The organism is Pseudoxanthomonas beigongshangi (assembly GCF_016820515.1).
In the GTDB taxonomy this organism is placed as follows: domain Bacteria; phylum Pseudomonadota; class Gammaproteobacteria; order Xanthomonadales; family Xanthomonadaceae; genus Pseudoxanthomonas_A; species Pseudoxanthomonas_A beigongshangi.
In genome coordinates this window covers 59,039-80,401 of the sequence record NZ_JADHDV010000008.1, presented here as the reverse complement: position 1 = coordinate 80,401, position 21,363 = coordinate 59,039, and the positions used below count along the sequence as shown (strand labels likewise).

The window sequence follows — 21,363 nt, the reverse complement described above, 5'->3', positions numbered from 1 at the left end:
GACAGTGGCATGAATCGAGTCCGCCCTCCCGTCGTCCCTGCTCCGGAGCCGATCGTCCATGTGATCGATGACGATCGCTCGGTGCGCGCGGCGCTGGAGGATCTGCTGGCCTCGGTGGGCCTGCGGGTGCGTGTGTTCGGGTCGGTGAGCGACTTCCTCGCCGCTCCGCGCGAGGATGCGCCCGGCTGCCTGATCCTCGATGTGCGCATGCCCGGACAGAGCGGCATGGATTTCCATCGGCAGATGGGTGAACTGGGCATCGCCATGCCGGTCATCTTCATCACCGGCCACGGCGACATCGCCATGGGGGTGGAAGCGATGAAGAACGGCGCGCTCGAATTCCTGACCAAGCCGTTCCGGGATCAGGATCTGCTGGACGCGATCCAGCGCGGCATCGAGCAGGATCGCGCGCGCCGCACGGAAGAAGGTGCCATCGACGAACTGCGCCAGCGTTGGGCCTCGCTCAACGCGGGCGAGCAGGCGGTGATCCAGGGCGTCGTGCGGGGCCGGCTCAACAAGCAGATTGCCGCGGATCTGGGGGTCAGCGAGATCACCGTGAAAGTCCGGCGCGCACAGTTGATGCGCAAGATGCAGGCCAAGACACTGGTGGATCTGGTGCGGATGTACGACCGCCTGCAGGCGTCCTGAGCTGGGATTGCGCGGCGGCGCTTGCCGGGCAGGCTTCCTCCGGATACGTCGTGGTCATCGACGAAGCGCGGGTTCCCACCCGCTCGCGAAACATGCGCGCACGCGCTTGACCTCAAGTCCACTTGAGGGCCGACACTCGCCTGAAATGCGGCCGCCGGAATTTTGTTTCCGGTACCCGGCCTTGCGCCGGCCGCGCGCTTTCCTCCCTCGCGAAAAGAAACCGAGATGCCGAAGACCGTCGCCGCCCTGCTCGAAAGTCCGATCCTGTGGTTCATCGCCCGCCTGGCCCTGGCGGTGGTGTTCGTCTCCTCCGGCCTGGCCAAACTGATTGATTTCGACGCCGGCATGCAGGAGATGCGCGGCGCCGGCCTGGAACCGGCGCCGTTCTTCAACCTGGCCACCATCGGCGTACTGCTCGGTGGCGCGACGCTGATCCTGCTGGATCGACTCGTGTGGCTCGGCGCGGCGGTACTGTCCGTGTTCCTGATCCTGACCATCCTGATCGTGCACACTTTCTGGAGCCAGAGCGGCGGCCAGGCGCAGTTGTCGCTGTTCTTCGCCCTGGAACACGTCTCGGTCGTCGGTGGCCTGATCGCCGTCGCCATCGCCAGCCACCAGCGGCATCGCGCAAACCTTGCGATGCCGCGCTGAAACAGCGCCGGTGGTTTCAGGCGACGCCGAGCTTCCCGCGCTCCCCCTCGCGAGGCGTCGCCAATTCCTCGGGGCTCACGAAATCGGCCAGATCCGCCGCCTCGTAGAACGGCCGGATTTCGATTTCGCTCGGGCCCGACATCGGCGCGCGCCTCGCCCAGGCCATGGCCTCGTCGATGTCCTTGACCTCCCAGATCGAGAAGCCGGCGATCAGTTCCTTGGTCTCGGCAAACGGTCCGTCGGTGACCGTCAGGTGGGCGCCGTCATAACTGAGGCGCTTGGCCTCGCCGTTGTTCTTGAGGCCTGCGGCGGCCACGAAGATGCCGGCCTGGACGAGTTCCTCGGTGAACCGGTCCATCGCCGCGAAGGCTTCAAGCGCCTCGGGCGTGGGGTCGCCGATCTTGTCGCCGCCCTCGATGGCTTTCACGAAAACCAGTACGCGCATGTCTGTCTCCTGTTGGAGTCCGCCCCATTGGCGGCTCATCTGGACGACGAACCAGCGGAACGGCTATCGACGCACCTCGAAAGCTACTCAGGAACAACCGATAAACCATTGTTCCATAAGGTGGGAGCCGTGCCGCGGATTACTCCCACTCGATAGTGGCGGGCGGCTTTCCGCTGATGTCATAAACGACACGAGAAACACCACGCAACTCATTGATAATCCTGTTGGAAACGGTACCCAGCAGGTCATACGGCAGGTGCGCCCAATGGGCGGTCATGAAATCGATGGTCTCAACCGCGCGCAGCGCGATCACCCACTCGTAGGCGCGGGCGTCGCCGACCACGCCGACCGACTTGACCGGCAGGAACACCGCAAACGCCTGGCTGACCTTGTCGTACCAGTCGGCCTTGCGCAGTTCCTCGATGAAGATGGCATCGGCGCGCGCCAGCAGGTCGGCGTACTCGGCCTTGACCTCGCCCAGGATGCGCACGCCCAGGCCCGGGCCCGGGAACGGATGGCGGTACACCATCGTGCGCGGCAGGCCCAGCTCCACGCCCAGCCGGCGCACTTCGTCCTTGAACAGTTCGCGCAACGGTTCGACCAGGCCCAGCTTCATGTGCTCGGGCAGGCCGCCGACGTTGTGGTGGCTCTTGATGACGTGGGCCTTGCCGGTCTTGCTGCCGGCCGACTCGATCACGTCCGGATAGATGGTGCCCTGCGCCAGCCACTTGGCGTTCTTCAGCTTGTTCGATTCTTCCTCGAAGATTTCGACGAACAGGTTGCCGATGATCTTGCGCTTGGCTTCCGGATCGCTGACGCCTTCCAGCGCCTTGAAATAGCGCTCGGCGGCATTGACCCGCACGATCTTCACGCCCATGTGCTCGGCGAACATCGCCATCACCTGGTCGCCTTCCTGCCAGCGCAGCAGGCCGGTGTCCACGAACACGCAGGTCAGCTGTTCGCCGATGGCCTTGTGCAGCAGCGCGGCCACCACCGAGGAATCCACACCGCCGGAAAGGCCGAGGATGACCTCGTCGGAGCCGACCTGCTCGCGCACGCGGGCAATCTGGTCGTCGATGATGTTGGCGGCGGTCCACAGGGTCTTGCAGCCGCAGATTTCGGCGACGAAGCGGCGCAGCAGGGTCTGGCCCTGCTTGGTGTGCGTGACTTCCGGATGGAACTGCACGCCGTACCAGCGCTTTTCCTCCAGCGCCATCGCGGCAACCGGAATGCGGTCGGTGACAGCGGTAATCGTCCAGCCCGGTGGCGCCTTGGCAACGTGGTCGCCATGGCTCATCCACACGTCGATGCGCGGATCGCCATCATGGTCGGTCAGCCCGCCCAGCAGCGCGTCATGCGCCACCAGCTCGACTTCGGCGTGGCCGAACTCGCGGGCGTCGGCCGCTTCGGTGGCGCCACCCAGTTGCGCGGCCAGCGTCTGCATGCCGTAGCAGATGCCGAGAATCGGCAGGCCGGCGTCGAACACCTGCTGCGGCGCCTTCGGCGCACCCGGCAGCGTGGTGGATTCGGGGCCGCCGGAAAGAATGATGCCCTTGGCACCGAACTTCGCGATTTCCTCGGGATCATGATCCCAGGCCCAGATTTCGCAGTAGACACCGATCTCGCGGATGCGCCGGGCAATCAGCTGCGTGTACTGCGCGCCGAAATCGAGGATGAGGATTTTGTCGTCGTGAAGCCGGGATTGGGGATTGGAGATTGGGGATTCGGAAACGCCGGACATACTTCCTCGCACTGGTACTGGTTCTTTTATCGAATCTCGAATCCCGAATCACCTCATCCCATCGGATGGGTTCACCCCATCCGATAGTTCGGCGGTTCCTTCGTGATCTGCACGTCGTGGACGTGGCTCTCGCGCTGGCCGGCGCCGGTGATCACCACGAACTTCGGCTTGCTGCGCATCTCCTCAATGGTCGCGCAACCCACGTAGCCCATGGTGGCGCGCAGGCCGCCCACCAGCTGATGGATGATGCCGCCAACCGAACCGCGGTACGGCACGCGGCCTTCGATGCCTTCGGGCACCAACTTGTCGGCGTCGCTCGCATCCTGGAAATAGCGATCCTTGGACCCCTTCTCCATCGCGCCCAGGCTGCCCATGCCACGGTAGCTCTTGTAGCTGCGGCCCTGGAACAGCTCGACTTCGCCCGGGGCTTCCTCGGTGCCGGCGAACAGGCCGCCGATCATCACCGTGGACGCACCGGCGGCGATCGCCTTGCCGATGTCGCCGGAATAGCGGATGCCGCCGTCGGCGATCAGCGGGATGCGGTCCTGCAGCGCCTCGGCGACCATGTCGACCGCGGTGATCTGCGGCACGCCCACGCCGGCGACCATGCGGGTGGTGCAGATCGAACCCGGGCCCACGCCGACCTTGACCGCGTCGGCGCCGGCGTCCATCAGCGCCAGCGCGGCGTCGCCGGTGACGATGTTGCCGCCGATGACCTGCAGCGACGGGAAGCGCTTCTTGACCCAGGCCACGCGATCCAGCACGCCCTGTGAATGGCCGTGCGCGGTATCGACGATGACGACGTCAACGCCGGCCGCCACCAGGGCTTCCACGCGCTGATCGGTATCGCCGCCCACACCCACCGCGGCGCCGACGACCAGGCGGCTGGCGCTGTCCTTGGCGGCGTTGGGATTGTCGGTCTTCTTCTGGATGTCCTTGACGGTGATCAGGCCACGCAGTTCGAAGCCGTCGTTGACCACCAGCACCTTCTCGATGCGGTGCTTGTGCAGCAGTTGCAGCACTTCGGCGTCGCTGGCACCTTCGCGGACCGTGATCAGCCGGTCCTTCTTGGTCATGATGTGGCGGACCGGATCGTCGAGCTTGGTCTCGAAGCGCATGTCGCGGCTGGTGACGATGCCGACCAGCTGGCCGCCGTCGACCACCGGCACGCCGGAAATGTTGCGCGCGCGGGTCAGCTTGAGGACTTCGGCGATCGTCGTCTCGGGGCCGACGGTGAACGGTTCCTTGATGACGCCGGCCTCGAACTTCTTGACCTTGGCCACTTCCGCGGCCTGCTGTTCGACGGTCAGGTTCTTGTGGACGATGCCGATGCCGCCCATCTGCGCCATCGCGATGGCCAGGCGGGCTTCGGTGACGGTATCCATGGCCGCCGAGACGATCGGCAGGTTCAGGCGGAGTTCGCGCGTGAGGCGCGTCCCCAGGCTGACGTCTTTCGGCAGGACGATGGAGTGGGCGGGGACGAGCGAGACGTCGTCGTAAGTCAGTGCTTCAGCCTGGATGCGCAGCATCGGCGGACCCGGAGTGTGGGGAAGCGCGATATTGTAGCCCGTTGCGGCCCTGATTGTCAGCGGCCAGCGGGATTCAGCGTGCCGCCAGCGCGGCTTCCGCCGCTTCCAGGGTGTTCTGCATCAGCGTGGCCACGGTCATCGGTCCCACCCCGCCCGGTACGGGCGTGATCCAGCTGGCCCGCGCGGCGGCGGCGTCGAAGCCCACGTCGCCCACCAGGCGCCCGTCGTCGAGCCGGTTGATGCCCACGTCGATGACCACCGCGCCCGGCTTGACCCACTGCCCCGGAATCAGTCCCGGCCGGCCCACCGCCACCACCAGGATATCGGCGTCGCGGACCCGCGCTTCCAGCACGTCCGGCGGGGTGAACTTGTGGCAGCTGGTCACCGTGCAGCCGGCGATCAGCAGTTCCAGCGCCATCGGCCGGCCGACGTGGTTGCTGACGCCCACGATGGTGGCGTTCTGGCCGCGCACCGGCCGGTCGGTGTAGGCCAGCAGGGTGGTGATGCCACGCGGCGTGCACGGGCGCAGGCCGAACTGGCGCAGGGCCAGGTGGCCGACGTTGGCCGGATGGAAACCGTCCACGTCCTTGCGTGGGTCGATGCGCTCGATCAGCCGGCTGGCGTCGGGGATGCCCGGGAGCGGCAATTGCACCAGGATGCCGTGGATCTTCGGATCCGCGTTCAACTGGTCGATCAGCGCCAGCAGTTGCGCCTCGCTGGTGCCTGCGGGCAAATCGTAGTCGTAGGCATGGATGCCGACCTTTTCCGCCGCCCGGCGCTTGTTGCGCACGTACACGGTGGAAGCGGGATCGCCGCCCACCAGCACCACCGCCAGCCCCGGCCGGTCGCCGCCCGCGGCCAGGCGTGCGTCCACCCTCGCCTTCAGTTCGTCGAGCAGGTTTTCGGCAACGCGGCGGCCGTCCAGGATTCGGGCAGTCATCGGGATCGGAGGGGATCGGAGCGGTGTAGAGTCCGCATATTCTCCCCGATTCCGGCATTCCTGTGTGAGCGGCGACGCGGCCGCCCCGCGGAGACGCCATCACAGGAACCCGCATGAACGACACCACCGCCATCGAAGCCGCCGCCTTCCGCCGCCTGCTCCAGCACCTGAACGAGCAGCGCCCGGACGTGCAGAACATCGATCTGATGATCCTGGCCGGCTTCTGCCGCAACTGCCTGGCCGACTGGTACCGGGAGGCCGCCACCGAGCACGGACAGCCGATGGACAAGGAGCAGGCGCGCGAGCGCGTCTACGGCATGCCGTTCGCCGAATGGAAAGCGCGCCACCAGCCGGAGGCCACGCCGGAGCAGCTGGCGGCGTTCGAGGCCGCCAGGAAGCGGCATGGCTGACGCGCGGAGGCGCCGCATGTGGCCGTGGCTGGCCCTCGCCGCCCTGCCCCCGCTGCTCTGGTTGGCACTGTGCGCCGGCATGTACGCGCAGCAGCGCCATTTCATCTATTTCCCGCAGGCCACGCGCACGCCGGTTGCCGGCACCGATTTCGAACTGCGGCGCGGCGATCTGACCCTGCACGGATGGCACCTGCATCCCGGCCAGGCCGACGCGCTGATCTACTTCGGCGGCAATGCCGAGCGCGTGCAGGACAACGCCGCCGATTTCGACCGTGCGCTGCCGGACTGGAGCGTCTACCTGCTGCCTTATCGCGGCTATGGTCCCAATGCCGGTACTCCGGACGAAGCCACGCTGGTGGCCGACGCGCTGGCCCTCCATGACGAAGTCCGCAAACGTCATCCAAACGGCCGCATCGCGGTGATCGGGCGCAGCCTCGGCAGCGGCATCGCGGTACAGGTCGCGGCGCGGCGGCCGGTCGATCGGCTGGTGCTGGTCACGCCCTTCGACAGCCTCGCCGCGGTCGCCGGCACGCACTACCCCTGGTTGCCGGTGCGCTGGCTGCTGCGTGATCGCTACGAGTCGGTCCATCACCTGCCCGCGCATCGGGGCGAATGGCTGCTGCTGCGCGCCGGGCACGATGCCGTGGTGCCGCCCGCGCACACGGACCGGCTGATCGCGGCGGCAGCGACCCCGCCGCGCGTGATCGCATTCGCCGATGCGGGACACGATGATCTGTCCGCATCGCCGCGCTACTGGTCGGGCATCGCCGATTTCCTGCGTGAAGGCACGCAGGCCCCCGTGCGCCGGGAAACTACTCCTCTTCCTCTTCGCCGATGACCTGCGCGGCCTCGTCGTTGAGCGCCCGCGCCTCGCGCCGGGGCGGCGTGAACGGCGTGGGGCTCGGCTTGAACGGCTGGTTGCCGCGCATCAGCGGGATGCCGGCGCGCACGTCGCCCGCGGCTATTTCCAGTTCGAACCGCTCGGCGTCCAGCCGACGGACTTCCGCGGCGATCTCGGCGGCTTCGTCCTCCGGCACGCCCAACTGGATCAGGGCCGCTTCGCCGAAGTTCACGGCGGACTCGAAGGTCTCGCGGATCTGGTAATCGACGCCAGCGGCGACCAGCGCCAGCGAATGCTCGCGATCGAACGAACGCACCAGCAGCTTGGCCTGCGGAAACTCCTGCCGGGCCAGTTCGACAATCCGGCTGGCAGACTCGCGCTTGTCGATGCAGACCGCGATGGCGCGGGCGCTGTCGGCTCCGGAGGCATGCAGCACATCCAGGCGGGTGCCGTCCCCGTAGTAGATCTTGAAGCCGAACTCCTCGGCGCTGCGGATCATCTCGATGTCGTTGTCGATGATGGTCACGTCCACATCTCGCGCCAGCAGCGACTGGCTCATGACCTGGCCGAAGCGGCCGAAGCCGATGATCAGCACGCTGCCGCTCAGGCCTTCGGCCTTGTCCACGCCTTCCAGGTTGGCCTGGGTCTTGGGCGCGAAGCGGCGGAACAAGGTGGCGAACAACGGTGTCAGCGCCATCGACAGCACCACGATGGCGGTGAGGTTGGCGGCGATCTCCGCATCGATGACATGCGCCGCGGCGGCGGCGCCGAACAGCACGAACGCGAACTCGCCGCCCTGCGCCATGACCACCGCGCGGTCCAGCGCTTCGGCATGGCAGGTCCGGGTCAACCGCGCGACCACGTAGATGGCGATGGCCTTGACCAGCATCATCGCCAGCACCGCGCTCAGGATCAGCGGCCAATGGCCCCATACCACGCCCAGGTCCAGGGCCATGCCGACGCCGAGGAAGAACAGGCCCAGCAGGATGCCGCGGAAAGGCTCGATGTCCGCCTCGATCTGGTGGCGGAAGGTGGATTCGGACAGCAGCACGCCGGCGAGGAATGCCCCCATCGCCATCGACAGGCCGCCCAGTTGCATCAGCAACGCCGCGCCCAGCACCACCAGCAGCGCGGCCGCGGTCATCACTTCGCGCGCACGCGCCGCCGCCAGGATCCGGAACAGCGGGTTGAGCAGCCAGATGCCGGCCGCAACCAGTCCGGCCACCGAGGCCGCCGCGATACCGATACCGATCCAGCGGGATTCGCCGCCACGGGCAGCGACGTCCGGCGACATCAGCGCGACCACCGCCAGCAGCGGAACGATCAGCAGGTCCTCGAACAGCAGGATCGACACGATGCGCTGTCCGCGTGGCAGCGCTATGTCGCCACGCTCGCCCAGCAACTGCATGACCACCGCGGTGGAGGTCAGCACGAAGCCCATCGCGCCGATGAAGGACACCGGCAACGAATACCCGAACGCCAGCCCCACGCCGGTCAGCGCGACGCCGCAGGCCAGGATCTGCAACGTGCCGAGTCCGAAGATCTCGCCGCGCAGGCTCCACAAATGCGAGGGCCGCATCTCCAGACCGATCACGAACAGGAACATCACCACGCCCAGTTCGGCGACGTGGAGGATGGCCTGTGCGTCGGAGAACCAGCCCAGCCCGAACGGACCGATCAGCAGGCCGGCGGCGAGGTAGCCGAGCACGGAGCCCAGGCCGAGGCGACGGAAGATCGGCACGGCGACGACGGCCGCGCCCAGCAGGGCGACGACCTTGACCAGGTCGCTGGTGGTGGATTCGACTGACATGTGCGCCAGTCTAGCCGCACTCCGCCGAATCAGGATCCCGCGATAGGCGTGGCCGCCCTGCCCCGGCGCAACGCACGCGTCTCCCATACCGCCACGATCACTATCACCGCCGTGGTGCCGATGCCCAGCGCCAGCGCAGAGGGATGCGCCCACACCGCCCAACCGGCCATCAACGCCAGCAGGACGAGTCCGGCCAGGTGCGACAGCGGCGGGAAGCGCCGGTCCCAGGTCAGCCACTTGAACAGCGCGTTGCCGGCCAGGTACAGCGCGGGTCCGCCGAGGATGGCGACGACGCCCGCCGGGGTGGCGTGATCCGGATGCATCAGCACCAGTTCGTCGGCCACCGCGCACACGATGATGCCGGCGACGATCAGCAGATGCACGTAGGTATAGGCGATCCGCGCGATCCGGCCCGGATCGTCGGAACCGGCGATGCGATGGCTGCCGTGTTCGGCGCCCGAGTCGAAATAGATCCACCACATGGCCACGCTGCCGAGGAACGCGGCCAGGAAGGCCGCCATCGTCGGCGGCGTCCACGCCAGTTGCGAGAAGGTGGCGCCGGTGACCAGCAGCGATTCACCGAGCGCGATGATCACGAACAGCATGCAGCGTTCGGCCAGGTGCGCGCCGTCGACGTTCCAGTCGCTGGTCCGGGAGCGACCGAGTCCGGGAACCCGGAAGTAAAGCGCGGGCGAAACGTATTCGATGCCCAGCGCGACGCACCAGCAAAGCACGCGCGCCTGTCCCTCCATCAAGCCGCCGGCGAGCCAGAACGCCCCCGACACCAGCAGCCACAAGGCTACCCGCAGGAAGTTGTCGCGTTGCTCCCGGTGTCCGCGAAAGGCGCGCACCATGAACAGCGAGCGTCCCACCTGCATGATCGCGAACAGCAGTCCGAACGCCAGCCCCGCCGCGCCGAATGCCTGCGGAATCGACGAGGACAGCACCAGCCCGCCCAGCATCAGCGCGAACAGCAACAACCGCACCGCGGTCGTATCCGGATTCAGCCAGTTGGTGCACCACGAAGTGAAGATCCACAGCCACCAGACCGCCAGGAACAGCACCGACGTCCGCAGGAACCCGCCCAGATCCAGATGCTCGAGCAGGGTGTGCGACAGCTGGGTCACCGCGAACACGAACACCAGATCGAAGAACAGTTCGGTCATCGAGACCTTGCCGCTGTCCCGCTGGCCACGCGTGCGCAGCCATGACCCGTTCGTTTCCATGCGGCGCGGCCTCGATGGGTTCAGTGGGGACGCGTGCGCAGCCACCACGCCAGTGCCGCGGCGACGGGCACGGCATAGATGAGCAACTGGATGGGCAGTTCCTCGCCCAGCGAGTAGCCATGCGACAGGCCGGTGCGCAGGTTCCAGCCCACCACGCCCAGCCAGGCCAGCGCGAAACCGCCGGCCCACAGCCCCCGCTTGGCGGTCGGCGCGAAATGCATGGCCAACGTGGCCAGCACCAGTCCCAGCACGATCAGGATCAGCGTACGCATCCCGTTCCCCTTCGAAGTGGAGATTGCCGTGACCGGCCGTGGCGTCCGCCAGGCCCCCACGGCGCGAACATAACCCAAGGTCCACCGCCGCGCCACGGCCGGGGCGGCGGACCTTGTCGGCGCGTCAACGCGTGGTGTAGCCGCCGTTGGCGAAGATCGTCTGGCCGGTGATCCACCAGCCGTCGGTGACCAGGAAGCGCACGATCGGAGCGATGTCCCCGATATCGGTCAGGCCCTTCTTCGAGTAGGCGCTGAGCGCCGCCGCGGTGCTGTGATAGGCGGTGGACTCGGCGGTTTCCTGGCCGTAGAAGAACGGCGTGTCCATCGGTCCCGGGCCGATCGCGTTCACCGAGATGCCGCGTGCGCCGAATTCCTTGGAGGCGGCGCGGGTGTAGTGTTCCACCGGCGCCTTGCTGCCCGGATAGACCGCATAGAACGGGGTATAGGCGGCCAGCAACGAACTGACGATGGTGACGATCTTGCCGCCGTCCGACAGCGACTTGCCGGCCTGCTGGATGAAGAAGAAGGCCGCTTTCGAGTTGGCGGCGAAACTGCGGTCGTAGTCGTCTTCCGTGACCTCCAGGATCGGCTTCTTGATGACCACGCCAGCGGTATTGACCGCGATGTCCGCGCGACCGAAGTGCTGCACGGCGCGCTCGAACAGTTCGACATTGTTGCCGACCACCGACAGATCGCCCTGGAACAGGATGGCATCGGTGCCGCCGGCTTTCAGCTCGTTGGCCGTGCGCTCGGCGTCGGCGCGGGAAGCATCGCTGTTGTAGTGGATGACGATGCCCGCTGCGCCCGCTTCCGCGAACTGGCGGGCAATCAGGGCGCCCAGGTTCTTGCCGCCGCCGGCGATCACGGCGACCTTGCCTTGCAGGGAATGGCTCATGACGTGCTCCAGGAGTGAGGGGAGCCGGCAGTTTGAATTCTCGGATTTCTCTGATAAACAGAGCGGAATCTCAAAGTCTTTTCGGCGCGACCGAACAATCGATCATGGACCTGCTCCAATCCCTGGCGATCTTCCAGCGCGTGGCCGAGACCGGCAGCTTCACCCGCGCCGCTGACGGCCTGGGCCTGGCGACCTCTTCGGTGTCCGCCGCCATCCAGAAACTGGAGGAGCGGCTGGGCGTGGGCCTGTTCCAGCGCACCACCCGCCGGGTCCGCCTGACCGGCGAGGGCGAACTGCTGTACGAACGCGCCGGCCGCCTGCTCTCGGAAGCCACCGAGGTCGATGGCCTGTTCCGCGCCGAACAGCCGCCCGAAGGGCTGCTGCGGGTGGAGGTGCCGGCGCGCATCGCCCGCCGCCTCATTGCGCCGGCGCTGCCCGACTTCCTGCGCCGCTACCCGGATGTCCGCCTGGAGCTGGGCAGCACTGACAAGTTCAGCGATCTGCTGGAGGAAGGCATCGACTGCGTGCTGCGGGTGGGCGAATCAGGCGAGCAGGATCTGGCCAGCCGCCCACTGGGTCGGTTGCCGCAGACCACCTGCGCCAGCCCCGCGTTGCTGGCCGAACACGGCATGCCCACCGATCTGCCAGGACTGGCCCTGTTGCCCGCGGTCCATTTCGGCCGCGTCGCCGCGGGCAAGCCGGAGCTCTGGGAGTACCTCGACGACCGGCACGGTCGCATGCACGAACTGGCCATGCATGGACGCGTCGCGGTGAGCAACGCGGAGGCTTACATCGCCTGCTGCCTGGCCGGGCTGGGCGTCATCCAGGTACCGCGCTACGACGTGGCGCACCTGATTGCGCGCGGCGAACTGCGGGAAATCCTCATCCCCGGCTTCCAGCCGCCCAGCCTGCCGATCGCGGTGCTGTATCCCCCGCGCCGGCGCCAGTCACGGCTGCTGCGGCTGTTCGTCGACTGGCTGGAGTCGCAGATTTCGCCGCATGCCCAGCCGCCCTCCTCTTCCGGTTACACCCGTTGAACCCGCGGCGCCACCGCGCTATCTGGGTGGTGCGCGGTCACCCCACCCCGCAGAACCTGGCGTAGTCGATGTAGCCGGGGAACGCCACGCCGGGCGCACAGACCGGGCAATGCGGATCGGCGCGCAGACGGGTCTCGCGGAACCGCATGCCGAGCGCATCGAAATGCAGCAGCCGCCCGCTCAGCGGTTCGCCCGCGCCCAGCAGCAGCTTGATCACCTCGGTGGCCTGGAGCAGTCCGATGACCCCCGGCAGGACGCCGAGCACGCCGGCCTCGGCGCAGTTGGGGGCGAATTCCGGCGGTGGCGGTTCCGGGAACAGGCAGCGGTAGCACGGCGCCTGTCCGCGATGGCGGCCCGCATCGAACACGCTCACCTGCCCCTCGAAACGCTGCACCGCGCCGTAGACGAGCGGCTTGCCCAGCTTCACGCAGGCGTCGTTGAGCAGATAGCGCACCGGGAAGTTGTCGGCGCCGTCCAACACCACATCCACGCCTTCCAGCAGGCGCTCGACGTTGGCCGAAGTGACCCGTTCCTGCACCGCTTCAATCCGGGTGCCGGGATTGAGCGCGTTGAGCGTGACCTGCGCGGAATCGACCTTGGCCTGGCCGATGCGCGCCTCGGTATGGAGAATCTGCCGCTGCAGGTTGCTGCGATCGACGACGTCATCGTCGGCGATGCGCAGGTGGCCGATGCCGGCCGCGGCCAGGTAATAACCGGCCGGCGAGCCCAGGCCCCCGGCCCCGATCATCAGTACCCGCGCCTCGCGCAGGCGACGCTGCCCTTCCACCCCGACTTCCGGCAACAGCAGGTGGCGCGAGTAGCGGTCGTAGAAATCGGCGGCTTCCGCGTCGAGTTGCGGCTTGACCACCGGCAACCCATCGGCGATCCAGCGCCCGGTTCCGCCGGCGACCGACAGCAATCGCGCGTAGCCGGCTGCCTGCAACGACCTGGCCGCATCCATCGAGCGGCCGCCGCGCTGGCAGATCAGCACGACCTCGCGTTGCGGATCGGGAAGATGGCGGGACGGGTCGGCCAGCAGGTCGCCCTTGGCCAGGCCGATGGCGCCTTCGGCCTGGCCGCCCACCCGCTCGTGTTCCTCGCGCACGTCGATGAAGACGGCGCCGTGGGACAGATGTTCGCGCACCTGTGCCGGGGTGATTTCACGGATGTCCATGCGCGGATTATCGCGCAGTTCGCCGACTCCGGCGTCCGCGCCGGTCAGTACGGCAGGATTTCCACCACGTCGTCCACGGCGTACTCGCGCTCGCCTTCCGGCAGCACGATCAGCGCGTTGCTGTCGGCGGCGCCGCGCAGTCGATGCGAGGCATCGGCGGCGTTCGGAACCACGCGCAGCACCCCATCCGCATCCGGTTGCAGCCGGCCTCGCAGGAACTCGTGGCGAACGTGGTTTTTCCGCCAGGGCGCGGCCAGTCGCGCATGCCAGCGTGGCCGGGCTTCGCTTCGACCTTGCAGGCCGTCCAGCAGCGGAACGCCCAGCGCAAGGAAGGTCGCCAGCACCGAGACCGGATTGCCCGGCAACGACAGGAATACCGCCTGTTCCCGTTCGCCGAACAGGACCGGCATGCCCGGCTTCATCCGCACCCTCCAGAAATGGATCCGTCCGCTGCCGGCGAGGAAACCGGGCAGGAAATCCTTCTCGCCGGCGGAAACACCGCCGCAGGTCAGCACGACATCGAATGCCGACGCGGCGTCTTCCAACTGGCTGCGGACCCGTTCGGGGTCGTCCGGCAGGGTCGGCCACGCGGTCGGTTCGAGTCCTTGCTGACGGAGCAATCCCATCAGCAGTTCGCGATTGCTGTTGTAGATGCGCCCCGGCGGCAGCGGCATCCCCGGTTCGACCAGTTCATCGCCGGTGGTGAACACCGCCACCGTCGGCCGTCGCCTCACCGCGACATCCGCGATGCCCAGGGCCGCCAGCAGGCTGGCCCGGACCGGGCTCAGCACCTGTCCCGCGGCCAGGATCGGTTCGCCGGCCGCGACATCCTCGCCCGCGCGCCGGATGTCCGCTCCCACGACCGGCACATCCGCCAGTTCAATCCACCCGCCGTCCTCACGGACATCTTCCTTGATGACGACCGTGTCCGCGCCGGCCGGCAGCGCCGCGCCAGTGGTGATGCGGACGCAGGTGCCCGCGGCGATCGCCGCATCACCCAGGCCGGCACCGGCGTATTGTTCGCCGGCGATGCGCAGGCGCGGCGGCTGTCCGGTGCCGGCAAGATCGGCATGACGCAGCGCGAATCCGTCCATCCGGCTGTTGTCGAATGGCGGCAGCGCGATGGGCGCGGTGATGGGTTCCGCCAGGATCCGGCCTTCGGCGCGGCGGACCGGGACGCGTTCGGCCCCGAGCGCACGCGCCATGGCCACCGTGCGGACGATCGCCAGCGCTTCATCGAACGCGAGCCGGCCGGGAATGTCCGCAGGCATGCCGGGAATGGCCTACTTGCCGCGCTTGACGTGCCGGATCAACCGGCGCTTGCGCGCGATCTGGCGATCGGTCAGCTCGTTCTTCTTGCCCTCGTAAGGGTTGGTGCCTTCCTTGAACACGAACCGCACCGGCGTGCCGACCAGCTTGAAGCGTTTGCGGAAGAAGTTCTCCAGATAGCGCTTGTACGAATCCGGCAACACCTTCAGGCGGGTGCCGTGGACGACGAAGGTCGGCGGATTGCTGCCGCCCGGATGCACGTAGCGCAGCTTGGAGACATGGCCGCGGATGCTCGGCGGCGGATTGGACTCGTATGCCACCTCCAGCGCCTTGTTGATCTCGCTGGTGGCGAATTCGCGGGTGGCCGAGGCATGCGCGCGATGGACGGCGCGGAACAGTTCGCGCAGGCCGGAACCGTGCTTGGCGGAAATGCGCACCGCCTCGGCCCATTCGACGAAATTCAGCTTGCGCGACAGCAGGGCTTCGGCCTGCTCGCGCTGGTAGGTGGTCAGCCCGTCCCATTTATTGATCGCCACCACCAGCGCGCGGCCGGCGTCGAGGATGGCGCCCAGCACGCTGGCATCCTGATCGGTGACGCCTTCGCTGGCGTCCAGCAGGAGCACCGCGACCTGGCACTGCTCGATGGCCTGCAAGGTCTTGACCACGCTGAACTTCTCGACCGCCTCGTCGACGCGCGACTTGCGGCGCAGGCCGGCGGTGTCCACCAACCGGTACTGGCGCCCGTCGCGCTCCAGGTCCACCGCGATCGAATCGCGGGTGGTCCCCGGGACCTCGGAAGCGATCATCCGCTCCTCGCCCAGCAGGCGGTTGACCAGGGTCGACTTGCCCACGTTGGGACGGCCAACGAACGCCACCCGCATCCGGTTGGGATCGTTGTCGAGGGTTTCGGCTTCGCCCTCTTCCGGCAATCGCTCCAGCACGTGTTCGAGCAGATCATCGATGCCCTGCCGGTGCGCGGCGGAGATCGTCATCACGTCATCGAAGCCGTAGCGGGCGAACTCGGCGCGCGCACCGGGTTCGTCCACACCGTCGATCTTGTTGATTATCAGCAGGGTCGGCCGTGCCGCCTTGCGCAACCAGCGCAGGATGTCATCGTCCAGCGCCGACGGCCCCTCGCGGCCATCGACAATGAAAAGCACCAGATCCGCCTCCTCGGCCGCCGCGCGCGCCTGCCGCGCGGTCGCTCCGGCCAGGCCTTCTTCCTCACCGGCGATGCCGCCGGTATCGACCACCACGAAGGACTGCTCCGCATCGGGTCGGCAGACGCCGTAGTGGCGGTCGCGGGTCACGCCCGGCTGGTCGTGGACCAGGGCGTCGCGACTGCGGGTCAGCGCATTGAACAGCGTCGATTTACCGACATTGGGACGGCCCACCAGGGCGACGAGCGGAAGCATGGATTGAACCGGAAAAGGATGGGAAGGCAGGAATACGGGGATGAAGGGCGGCGGGGCCGAAGCCTTCCGGCTCCTGCCGGGCCGGTTCCGCATGATGCCGAGCCGGCCCGGAAAAGGGAACTCGTAAACGGAAAGCGGCCCGGTGCATTCGCTCCGGACCGCCCTGGTTCGGCACCGCGCTGGGGCTTACTTGAAGCGGAACGCGGTCAGCTCGCCCTCGACGTTCTGGATGAGCAGGATGCCGTCGGCCACCACCGGCTTGGCGCGGATGGCCTTGCCGCCGGCGCGCGCGCGCGCGGCTTCCTCGCCATTGTCGAGCTTCAGCCAATGCACGTAGCCGTCGAAATCACCCACCACCGCAAAGTCGCCATGAATCGACGGCGCGGTCAGCGAGCGACGGAGCATTTTCGGGTTGGACCAGGTGGCGTTGCCGCTGTAGCGGTCCAGGCCCCACACCGTGCCGCCCTGATCGGCGACCACGACATGGCTGCTGGTCACGCCCAGGCCACCCGGGCCACCGTTGTCACGCTGCCACAGCGGCCGCCCGCTGGGACCCTCGATGGCGACGGTTTCCTTCTTGTAGCTGGTGGCGAACAGGGTGGTGCCGTCCAGTACCGGCGGACCGTCGACGTCCGCCATGCGATCCAGCTCGCTGCGACCATCCGGGCTGCCCACGGTCTGGCTCCAGACCTGGCGACCATCACGCAGCGACAGCGCCGCGACCGTGCCGTCGTCGTTGCCGACGAACACCACGCCCGGCCCCAGCGTCACCGGCGCATTGCCACGCACGGTCAGGCTGGGCAGTTCGCTGGTCCAGAACCAGCGGCGTTCGCCGCTGGCGGCGTCGAACGCGCTCACCCGGCCGTCATTGGTGCGCACCAGCACATAGCCCTGGCCGATCGCCGGTGCCGTGATGACCTCGTTGGGCACCTTGGCGCGCCACTTCTCGGTGCCGTTGCTGGCGTCCAGCGCGATCACGCGGCCGTCCAGCGTGCCGATCACGACCAGTCCGTCGCCCGCGCCGGGACCGCCGGAGAAGCGCCATTCGATCTTGCGCTTGGCCGCCTTCTTGGCCAGCTTGGCGGCTTCCTTGCGGGCGCGCTTGGCGGCCTTGGTTTCCTCTTCGCCCTGCGCCGGTTCCTCGGCGACCTGATCGGGCTGGGCGGCATCGCCGGCCCGGGTCTTCTCCGGCTTGAAATGCCAGACTTCCTTGCCGGTCTGCAGGTCGAGCGCACGCACGCCGCCTTCGACGGCGGCCGCATATACCCGGCCATCGGCGACCACGGGTGCCTGCTGCAGGCCCAAGCGATCCTCGCCCTTGCCCACGTTGGCGCTCCAGACCTTGGTCACTTCCACCGACGGGGTGAACTCGACCAGTTCGGCCGGCTCGGTCGGCTTCTCGTCCTTCTTGTTTCCGCCGAACCAGCCCTTGATGGTGCTGCAGCCCGACAGGACCAGCACCAGTGCCGCCACCGCCAGCAACCGCTTGCCCGTTGCGTTCCTCGCCATCATGCAGACTCTCCGGTCTTCGGCGGAGTGCCGCCCGCGTCGGTCAGTTTCAGTTCCACCAGGCGGCGCTGCGGCGAGGCCACGTCGAGACTGGTCAGCGCCTTGGTATAGGCATCGCGCGCCTCGGCCTGCTTGCCGCCGGCCATCAGCGCGTCGCCACGGATCTCCAGGCTGGTCGAATCCTTGGCATCGGCCAGCAGCTTCAAGGCCTCATCGTGCTTGCCGGCGTCCACCAGCAGTCGCGCCAGCCGCTGCTGGACAATGGCATGAAGGGAGGAATCGGCCTGGATCGCCCGCAACGTGGTGATGGCGGCATCGCGTTGTCCGGCGTCCACCTGGGCCTTGGCCAGCTGCAGCGCGGCCAGGTCGCCATAGACCCCGTCCTTGCCGCCCAGCGAGGCGACCGCCGCTTCGGCCTTCTTCAGATCGTTGGCGGCAATGCCGTCGATCGCCTTCTCGTAATTCAGGTTGGCCTGCTCGTCCTGCTGCTGGCGGTTCTTCTGCCACCACTGGCCGCCGAAAATCACCGCCAGTCCCAGCGCGACGCCACCAATCAATCCGGCGCCATTGTCCCTCAGCCAACTGCGGACGCGTTCGCCCTGTTCGTGCTCGTCGAGCAGATCATCAATCGCCATGCGTACTCTCGCCCCGTCCGAGCGGGGTCTTGATTTTGGTTGGACAAACCCGCGCTCGGGTCAGTCGGCGACCGGTGCGAGGGAACCGTCAGAGGATACCGTAAAGCGCGCGACATTCGCGCGCCGGTACGGCGTCAGGTCCACCGTACTACCGGCTTGCTGAACCTCGACCGCCGCCGCGTTGCCCAGGACAATCCGCCCGACCTGGCCGGCTGGATAGCTGCGCTGGTCCCCGGCTTTCAGCAGGGCCTGCTCGATGCCGCTGCCATCCGGAGCGACGATCTGGACCCAGCTGTCGCCCTTGAACACCAGGCTGAGCGCTGCCTCCGGTGCCCGGCTGATGGGTGGCGTCAACGACGCCACGTAAGGCGTCGCGGCCGGACGCTGCGCGGGCGCCGCGGTACCACCCGCGGTCCCCGTGGCGGCCGGTTTCTGCGGGATCACGTCCAGCGATGCGGTGGTCTGGCCGCCGTTGCCACCCAGGTGCGGCCGGGTCGCCATCCATACCGGCGTGGCGATGACCGCGGTGATGACCACGTACACGGCCCGCCGCTTGGCGCTTTCGAACAGGCGCTGCGCCTTGGGCGTGTAGCTGTGGCTCACCAGTTCCGCCGGACGGACGGTTTCCAGGTCGGCCTGCGCCAGGAAGGGATCGATGTCGACCTTCAGCAACCGCGCATAGCTGCGCAGTTGCCCGCGGACGAACACCGGTGCCCCGAGCTGCGACCACTGTTCCCCTTCCAGGGCCTGCAGCACCTTGAGCGGCATCTTCAGCCGATTCCCCACGTCCTGCAGGCTGAGACCCGCCTTCTCGCGCGCATCCCGCAGGAACGCGCCGCAGCCCTGCAGGCGCTGCGTATCAATCGAGTTGGAACCCGTCATTGTTCTGCCTTTCCCCCAGTTTGAGCGTCTGACGCGTCGGGGAACTCCGCCCGAAGTTGCTGAACATATCGACCGGCAGCAGTCCTGTCGCCGAGTCTTTCTTCGATTTGTGATGCAAGTTTTAGCACGTCGGCGCTGGCGGGTGCAGCCGCCAGCCTGCGTTCGACGAACGCCCGGGCTTCGAAATAACGCCCGGCGCGGTACTCGTGTTCGGCCATGGAAAGCAGCCCGAAGGCATTGCGCGGATCCAGCGCCAGCGCCTGACGCAGATCGCGCTCGGCCCGCTCGCGCTGCCCCGCCTTGTCGGCGCAACCGCCGGCGTTGGCGAGCACCGCGGCCGGAGTCTCGTACTCGCTGTCCTGCAGTGCGCGGTCAAACCACACCAGCGATTCGGCCGGATAGCCGTTCGAGCAGAGCCAGGCACCGTAGTTGTTCTGCTCGGCGCCCCGCCCCGGTGCCAGTTCGGTGGCCCGCCGGTAATGCTCGCCCGCAGCCTTGGCCTGGCCGCGCTGCTCGGCCACGACGGCCAGGATGGTCTGCGCGTCGGCGGACTGGGGATCGGCCTTCATCGCGGCCCGGGCGCCGCGCTCGGCGACATCGAGGTCGCCGGCCTGCAGCCGCTGGGTCGCCAGGGCCAGGGCACGTTCGACTTCCATCCGGCGCTTGGTCTCGGCGCTGTCGCTGACCTGGTAGGTCGGCGCGATCTGCTCGCCGTCCTTGCGTTCCATCTTGGGTCTTATGAAGGTCAGCCGGCTGCAGCCGGTCGCCACCAGCACCACGGCCAGCAGCAGCAGCCAGGGCTTATGCCGCCGCATCACCGATGCCCTGTTCCTGCAACTGGCGGCGGAACTCGGCCTGGCGACGGGTGCGATCCATCACCTGCCCCTTCAGCTGTCCGCAGGCCGCATCGATGTCGTCGCCGCGGGTCCGCCGGACCATGGTCAATACATGCGCGTCCAGCAACAGCTTCTGGAAGGCGCGGATGTCTTCCTCGCCCGAACGCTCGTAGCGCGTGCCCGGGAAGGGGTTGAACGGAATCAGGTTGACCTTGCCCGCATCCTTGAGCTGGGTCGCGTTGCTGAACTTGCGCATCAACTGGGCGAGCTGGCGCGCATGCTCGGGCTGATCGTTGACGCCCTTCATCAGCGTGTACTCGAAGGTCACCGAGTCGCGCTTCTTGTTGGCCCGCAGGTAGCGCGCGCACGACGCCATCAATTCAGCGATCGGATACTTACGGTTGAGCGGCACCAACTGCTCGCGCAGCGCATCGTTGGGCGCATGCAGCGAGACCGCGAGCGAGACGTCGGTTTCGGTCGAAAGCCGATCGATCATCGGCACCAGTCCGGACGTCGACAGGGTCACGCGCTTGCTGGCCAGGCCGTAGCCCAGATCGTCGCGCATGATGTTCATCGCACGCACGACGTTGTCGAAATTGAGCAGGGGCTCGCCCATGCCCATCATCACCACGTTGGTGAGGCGACGGTTCTGCGCCGGCACGTTGCCCAGGTGGCGCGCGGTAATCCAGACCTGGCCGATGATCTCGGCGGTGGTCAGGTTGCGGTTGAACCCCTGGGTCGCGGTGGAGCAGAACGTGCAGTTGAGGCCACAGCCCACCTGCGAGGACACGCACAACGTGCCGCGGTTCTTGTCCGGGATGTAGACCGTTTCGACGGCATTCTTGCCGTCAACGCCCATGCCCAGCAGCCATTTGTGGGTGCCGTCGGCGGAGGGCTTGTCGAACACGATGCCGGGGACGACGACCTCGGCATGTTCCTGCAGCTTCGCGCGCAGGTTCTTGCCGAGATCGGTCATCTGCTCGAAATCGGTGACGTAGCGGTGATGAATCCACTTCATCACCTGGTGGGCGCGGAACTTCTGCTCGCCGAGTTGTTCGACGAAGAAACGCTCCATGCCGTCCCGATCGAGGTCCAGCAGGTTCTGTTTCGCAGACACGCCCGCGCCGCTCACCGCCGGCTGCGCATCCGCGGCCAGCTTCAGTTCAATCGGCGCGAGTTCGTGGCTGCTCATCGCTGG

21 protein-coding genes are annotated in these 21,363 nt (G+C 67.5%); 5 read left to right on the top strand and 16 right to left on the bottom strand.

The genetic code is table 11. The features are described from left to right. The first annotated feature begins 9 nt into the window (after positions 1-9). Positions 10-648, top strand: a complete 639-nt coding sequence (locus IQ458_RS07955; protein ID WP_203322456.1) for a response regulator transcription factor — start codon at positions 10-12, stop codon at positions 646-648. 225 nt (positions 649-873) lie between these two features. Next, complete coding sequence (locus IQ458_RS07950; RefSeq protein WP_183636680.1) at positions 874-1,299, top strand: DoxX family protein; 426 nt, start codon at positions 874-876, stop codon at positions 1,297-1,299. 16 nt (positions 1,300-1,315) lie between these two features. Here the strand turns inward: IQ458_RS07950 and IQ458_RS07945 are convergent, their stop codons facing one another. From IQ458_RS07945 to folD, 4 genes are all read right to left on the bottom strand, one after another. Next, positions 1,316-1,744, bottom strand: a complete 429-nt coding sequence (locus tag IQ458_RS07945; RefSeq protein WP_183636683.1) for a YciI family protein — start codon at positions 1,742-1,744, stop codon at positions 1,316-1,318. 139 nt (positions 1,745-1,883) lie between these two features. Next, complete coding sequence (gene guaA / locus IQ458_RS07940; protein ID WP_183636685.1) at positions 1,884-3,485, bottom strand: glutamine-hydrolyzing GMP synthase; 1,602 nt, start codon at positions 3,483-3,485, stop codon at positions 1,884-1,886. Between the two features lie 71 nt (positions 3,486-3,556). Beyond that, on the bottom strand, positions 3,557-5,014 hold the full coding sequence (guaB, locus tag IQ458_RS07935) for an IMP dehydrogenase (RefSeq protein ID WP_183636688.1): 1,458 nt from the start codon (positions 5,012-5,014) through the stop codon (positions 3,557-3,559). Between the two features lie 73 nt (positions 5,015-5,087). Next, positions 5,088-5,954, bottom strand: a complete 867-nt coding sequence (folD, locus tag IQ458_RS07930) for a bifunctional methylenetetrahydrofolate dehydrogenase/methenyltetrahydrofolate cyclohydrolase FolD (protein ID WP_192198705.1) — start codon at positions 5,952-5,954, stop codon at positions 5,088-5,090. Positions 5,955-6,067: 113 nt separating this feature from the next. On the opposite strand from folD, the gene IQ458_RS07925 reads away from it, so the two are divergent. Both IQ458_RS07925 and IQ458_RS07920 read left to right on the top strand, forming a co-directional pair. Then, a complete protein-coding gene (locus IQ458_RS07925) occupies positions 6,068-6,364 on the top strand; it encodes a DUF1244 domain-containing protein (RefSeq protein ID WP_192198706.1) in 297 nt (98 codons plus the stop codon). Between the two features lie 16 nt (positions 6,365-6,380). Beyond that, a complete protein-coding gene (locus tag IQ458_RS07920; RefSeq protein ID WP_203322455.1) occupies positions 6,381-7,202 on the top strand; it encodes an alpha/beta hydrolase in 822 nt (273 codons plus the stop codon). Here IQ458_RS07920 and IQ458_RS07915 read toward each other — a convergent pair. The 4 genes from IQ458_RS07915 to IQ458_RS07900 form a co-directional block, all read right to left on the bottom strand. Next, entirely contained in the window at positions 7,177-9,015 is a 1,839-nt protein-coding gene (locus tag IQ458_RS07915) for a monovalent cation:proton antiporter-2 (CPA2) family protein (RefSeq protein ID WP_203322454.1), read from the bottom strand. The two genes, IQ458_RS07920 and IQ458_RS07915, sit on opposite strands and share 26 nt — an antisense overlap. A gap of 29 nt (positions 9,016-9,044) precedes the next feature. After that, complete coding sequence (locus IQ458_RS07910) at positions 9,045-10,241, bottom strand: low temperature requirement protein A (RefSeq protein ID WP_203322453.1); 1,197 nt, start codon at positions 10,239-10,241, stop codon at positions 9,045-9,047. Positions 10,242-10,261: 20 nt separating this feature from the next. Further along, positions 10,262-10,513 carry a hypothetical protein gene (locus IQ458_RS07905; protein ID WP_203322452.1) on the bottom strand — a complete coding sequence of 84 codons (252 nt, stop codon included), beginning with the start codon at positions 10,511-10,513 and terminating at the stop codon, positions 10,262-10,264. A gap of 124 nt (positions 10,514-10,637) precedes the next feature. Beyond that, entirely contained in the window at positions 10,638-11,408 is a 771-nt protein-coding gene (locus IQ458_RS07900; RefSeq protein ID WP_203322451.1) for an SDR family oxidoreductase, read from the bottom strand. A 104-nt stretch (positions 11,409-11,512) separates the two neighbouring features. On the opposite strand from IQ458_RS07900, the gene IQ458_RS07895 reads away from it, so the two are divergent. After that, positions 11,513-12,445, top strand: a complete 933-nt coding sequence (locus tag IQ458_RS07895) for a LysR family transcriptional regulator (RefSeq protein WP_203322450.1) — start codon at positions 11,513-11,515, stop codon at positions 12,443-12,445. Positions 12,446-12,482: 37 nt separating this feature from the next. Here the strand turns inward: IQ458_RS07895 and moeB are convergent, their stop codons facing one another. The 8 genes from moeB to rlmN form a co-directional block, all read right to left on the bottom strand. Continuing rightward, positions 12,483-13,619 carry a molybdopterin-synthase adenylyltransferase MoeB gene (gene moeB, locus IQ458_RS07890; RefSeq protein ID WP_203322449.1) on the bottom strand — a complete coding sequence of 379 codons (1,137 nt, stop codon included), beginning with the start codon at positions 13,617-13,619 and terminating at the stop codon, positions 12,483-12,485. Positions 13,620-13,663: 44 nt separating this feature from the next. Beyond that, positions 13,664-14,890 carry a molybdopterin molybdotransferase MoeA gene (locus tag IQ458_RS07885; RefSeq protein WP_203322448.1) on the bottom strand — a complete coding sequence of 409 codons (1,227 nt, stop codon included), beginning with the start codon at positions 14,888-14,890 and terminating at the stop codon, positions 13,664-13,666. Between the two features lie 12 nt (positions 14,891-14,902). Further along, the gene (gene der / locus IQ458_RS07880; protein ID WP_203322447.1) at positions 14,903-16,303 is read right to left on the bottom strand and encodes a ribosome biogenesis GTPase Der; all 1,401 of its coding nucleotides are present in this window, start codon (positions 16,301-16,303) and stop codon (positions 14,903-14,905) included. A 186-nt stretch (positions 16,304-16,489) separates the two neighbouring features. After that, positions 16,490-17,812 carry an outer membrane protein assembly factor BamB gene (gene bamB / locus IQ458_RS07875; protein ID WP_235996664.1) on the bottom strand — a complete coding sequence of 441 codons (1,323 nt, stop codon included), beginning with the start codon at positions 17,810-17,812 and terminating at the stop codon, positions 16,490-16,492. Then, the gene (locus tag IQ458_RS07870; protein ID WP_203322445.1) at positions 17,812-18,447 is read right to left on the bottom strand and encodes a YfgM family protein; all 636 of its coding nucleotides are present in this window, start codon (positions 18,445-18,447) and stop codon (positions 17,812-17,814) included. The genes bamB and IQ458_RS07870 overlap by 1 nt, the downstream gene beginning before the upstream one ends. Positions 18,448-18,507: 60 nt before the next feature. Then, on the bottom strand, positions 18,508-19,329 hold the full coding sequence (locus tag IQ458_RS07865) for a helix-turn-helix domain-containing protein (protein WP_203322444.1): 822 nt from the start codon (positions 19,327-19,329) through the stop codon (positions 18,508-18,510). Next, positions 19,326-20,144, bottom strand: a complete 819-nt coding sequence (pilW, locus tag IQ458_RS07860; protein ID WP_203322443.1) for a type IV pilus biogenesis/stability protein PilW — start codon at positions 20,142-20,144, stop codon at positions 19,326-19,328. Before pilW ends, IQ458_RS07865 begins: the two co-directional genes overlap by 4 nt. Continuing rightward, on the bottom strand, positions 20,131-21,357 hold the full coding sequence (gene rlmN, locus IQ458_RS07855; protein ID WP_192198719.1) for a dual-specificity RNA methyltransferase RlmN: 1,227 nt from the start codon (positions 21,355-21,357) through the stop codon (positions 20,131-20,133). Before rlmN ends, pilW begins: the two co-directional genes overlap by 14 nt. Between the last annotated feature and the right edge of the window lie 6 nt (positions 21,358-21,363).

Excerpts from the sequence above, each read along its gene's own strand:
- IQ458_RS07955 (WP_203322456.1), top strand. The coding sequence starts at position 10 with ATGAATCGAGTCCGCCCTCCCGTCGTCCCTGCTCCGGAGCCGATCGTC.
- IQ458_RS07950 (WP_183636680.1), top strand. The coding sequence starts at position 874 with ATGCCGAAGACCGTCGCCGCCCTGCTCGAAAGTCCGATCCTGTGGTTC.
- IQ458_RS07945 (WP_183636683.1), bottom strand. The coding sequence starts at position 1,744 with ATGCGCGTACTGGTTTTCGTGAAAGCCATCGAGGGCGGCGACAAGATC.
- guaA (WP_183636685.1), bottom strand. The coding sequence starts at position 3,485 with ATGTCCGGCGTTTCCGAATCCCCAATCTCCAATCCCCAATCCCGGCTT.
- guaB (WP_183636688.1), bottom strand. The coding sequence starts at position 5,014 with ATGCTGCGCATCCAGGCTGAAGCACTGACTTACGACGACGTCTCGCTC.
- folD (WP_192198705.1), bottom strand. The coding sequence starts at position 5,954 with ATGACTGCCCGAATCCTGGACGGCCGCCGCGTTGCCGAAAACCTGCTC.
- IQ458_RS07925 (WP_192198706.1), top strand. The coding sequence starts at position 6,068 with ATGAACGACACCACCGCCATCGAAGCCGCCGCCTTCCGCCGCCTGCTC.
- IQ458_RS07920 (WP_203322455.1), top strand. The coding sequence starts at position 6,381 with ATGTGGCCGTGGCTGGCCCTCGCCGCCCTGCCCCCGCTGCTCTGGTTG.
- IQ458_RS07915 (WP_203322454.1), bottom strand. The coding sequence starts at position 9,015 with ATGTCAGTCGAATCCACCACCAGCGACCTGGTCAAGGTCGTCGCCCTG.
- IQ458_RS07910 (WP_203322453.1), bottom strand. The coding sequence starts at position 10,241 with ATGGAAACGAACGGGTCATGGCTGCGCACGCGTGGCCAGCGGGACAGC.
- IQ458_RS07905 (WP_203322452.1), bottom strand. The coding sequence starts at position 10,513 with ATGCGTACGCTGATCCTGATCGTGCTGGGACTGGTGCTGGCCACGTTG.
- IQ458_RS07900 (WP_203322451.1), bottom strand. The coding sequence starts at position 11,408 with ATGAGCCATTCCCTGCAAGGCAAGGTCGCCGTGATCGCCGGCGGCGGC.
- IQ458_RS07895 (WP_203322450.1), top strand. The coding sequence starts at position 11,513 with ATGGACCTGCTCCAATCCCTGGCGATCTTCCAGCGCGTGGCCGAGACC.
- moeB (WP_203322449.1), bottom strand. The coding sequence starts at position 13,619 with ATGGACATCCGTGAAATCACCCCGGCACAGGTGCGCGAACATCTGTCC.
- IQ458_RS07885 (WP_203322448.1), bottom strand. The coding sequence starts at position 14,890 with ATGCCTGCGGACATTCCCGGCCGGCTCGCGTTCGATGAAGCGCTGGCG.
- der (WP_203322447.1), bottom strand. The coding sequence starts at position 16,303 with ATGCTTCCGCTCGTCGCCCTGGTGGGCCGTCCCAATGTCGGTAAATCG.
- bamB (WP_235996664.1), bottom strand. The coding sequence starts at position 17,812 with ATGGCGAGGAACGCAACGGGCAAGCGGTTGCTGGCGGTGGCGGCACTG.
- IQ458_RS07870 (WP_203322445.1), bottom strand. The coding sequence starts at position 18,447 with ATGGCGATTGATGATCTGCTCGACGAGCACGAACAGGGCGAACGCGTC.
- IQ458_RS07865 (WP_203322444.1), bottom strand. The coding sequence starts at position 19,329 with ATGACGGGTTCCAACTCGATTGATACGCAGCGCCTGCAGGGCTGCGGC.
- pilW (WP_203322443.1), bottom strand. The coding sequence starts at position 20,144 with ATGCGGCGGCATAAGCCCTGGCTGCTGCTGCTGGCCGTGGTGCTGGTG.
- rlmN (WP_192198719.1), bottom strand. The coding sequence starts at position 21,357 with ATGAGCAGCCACGAACTCGCGCCGATTGAACTGAAGCTGGCCGCGGAT.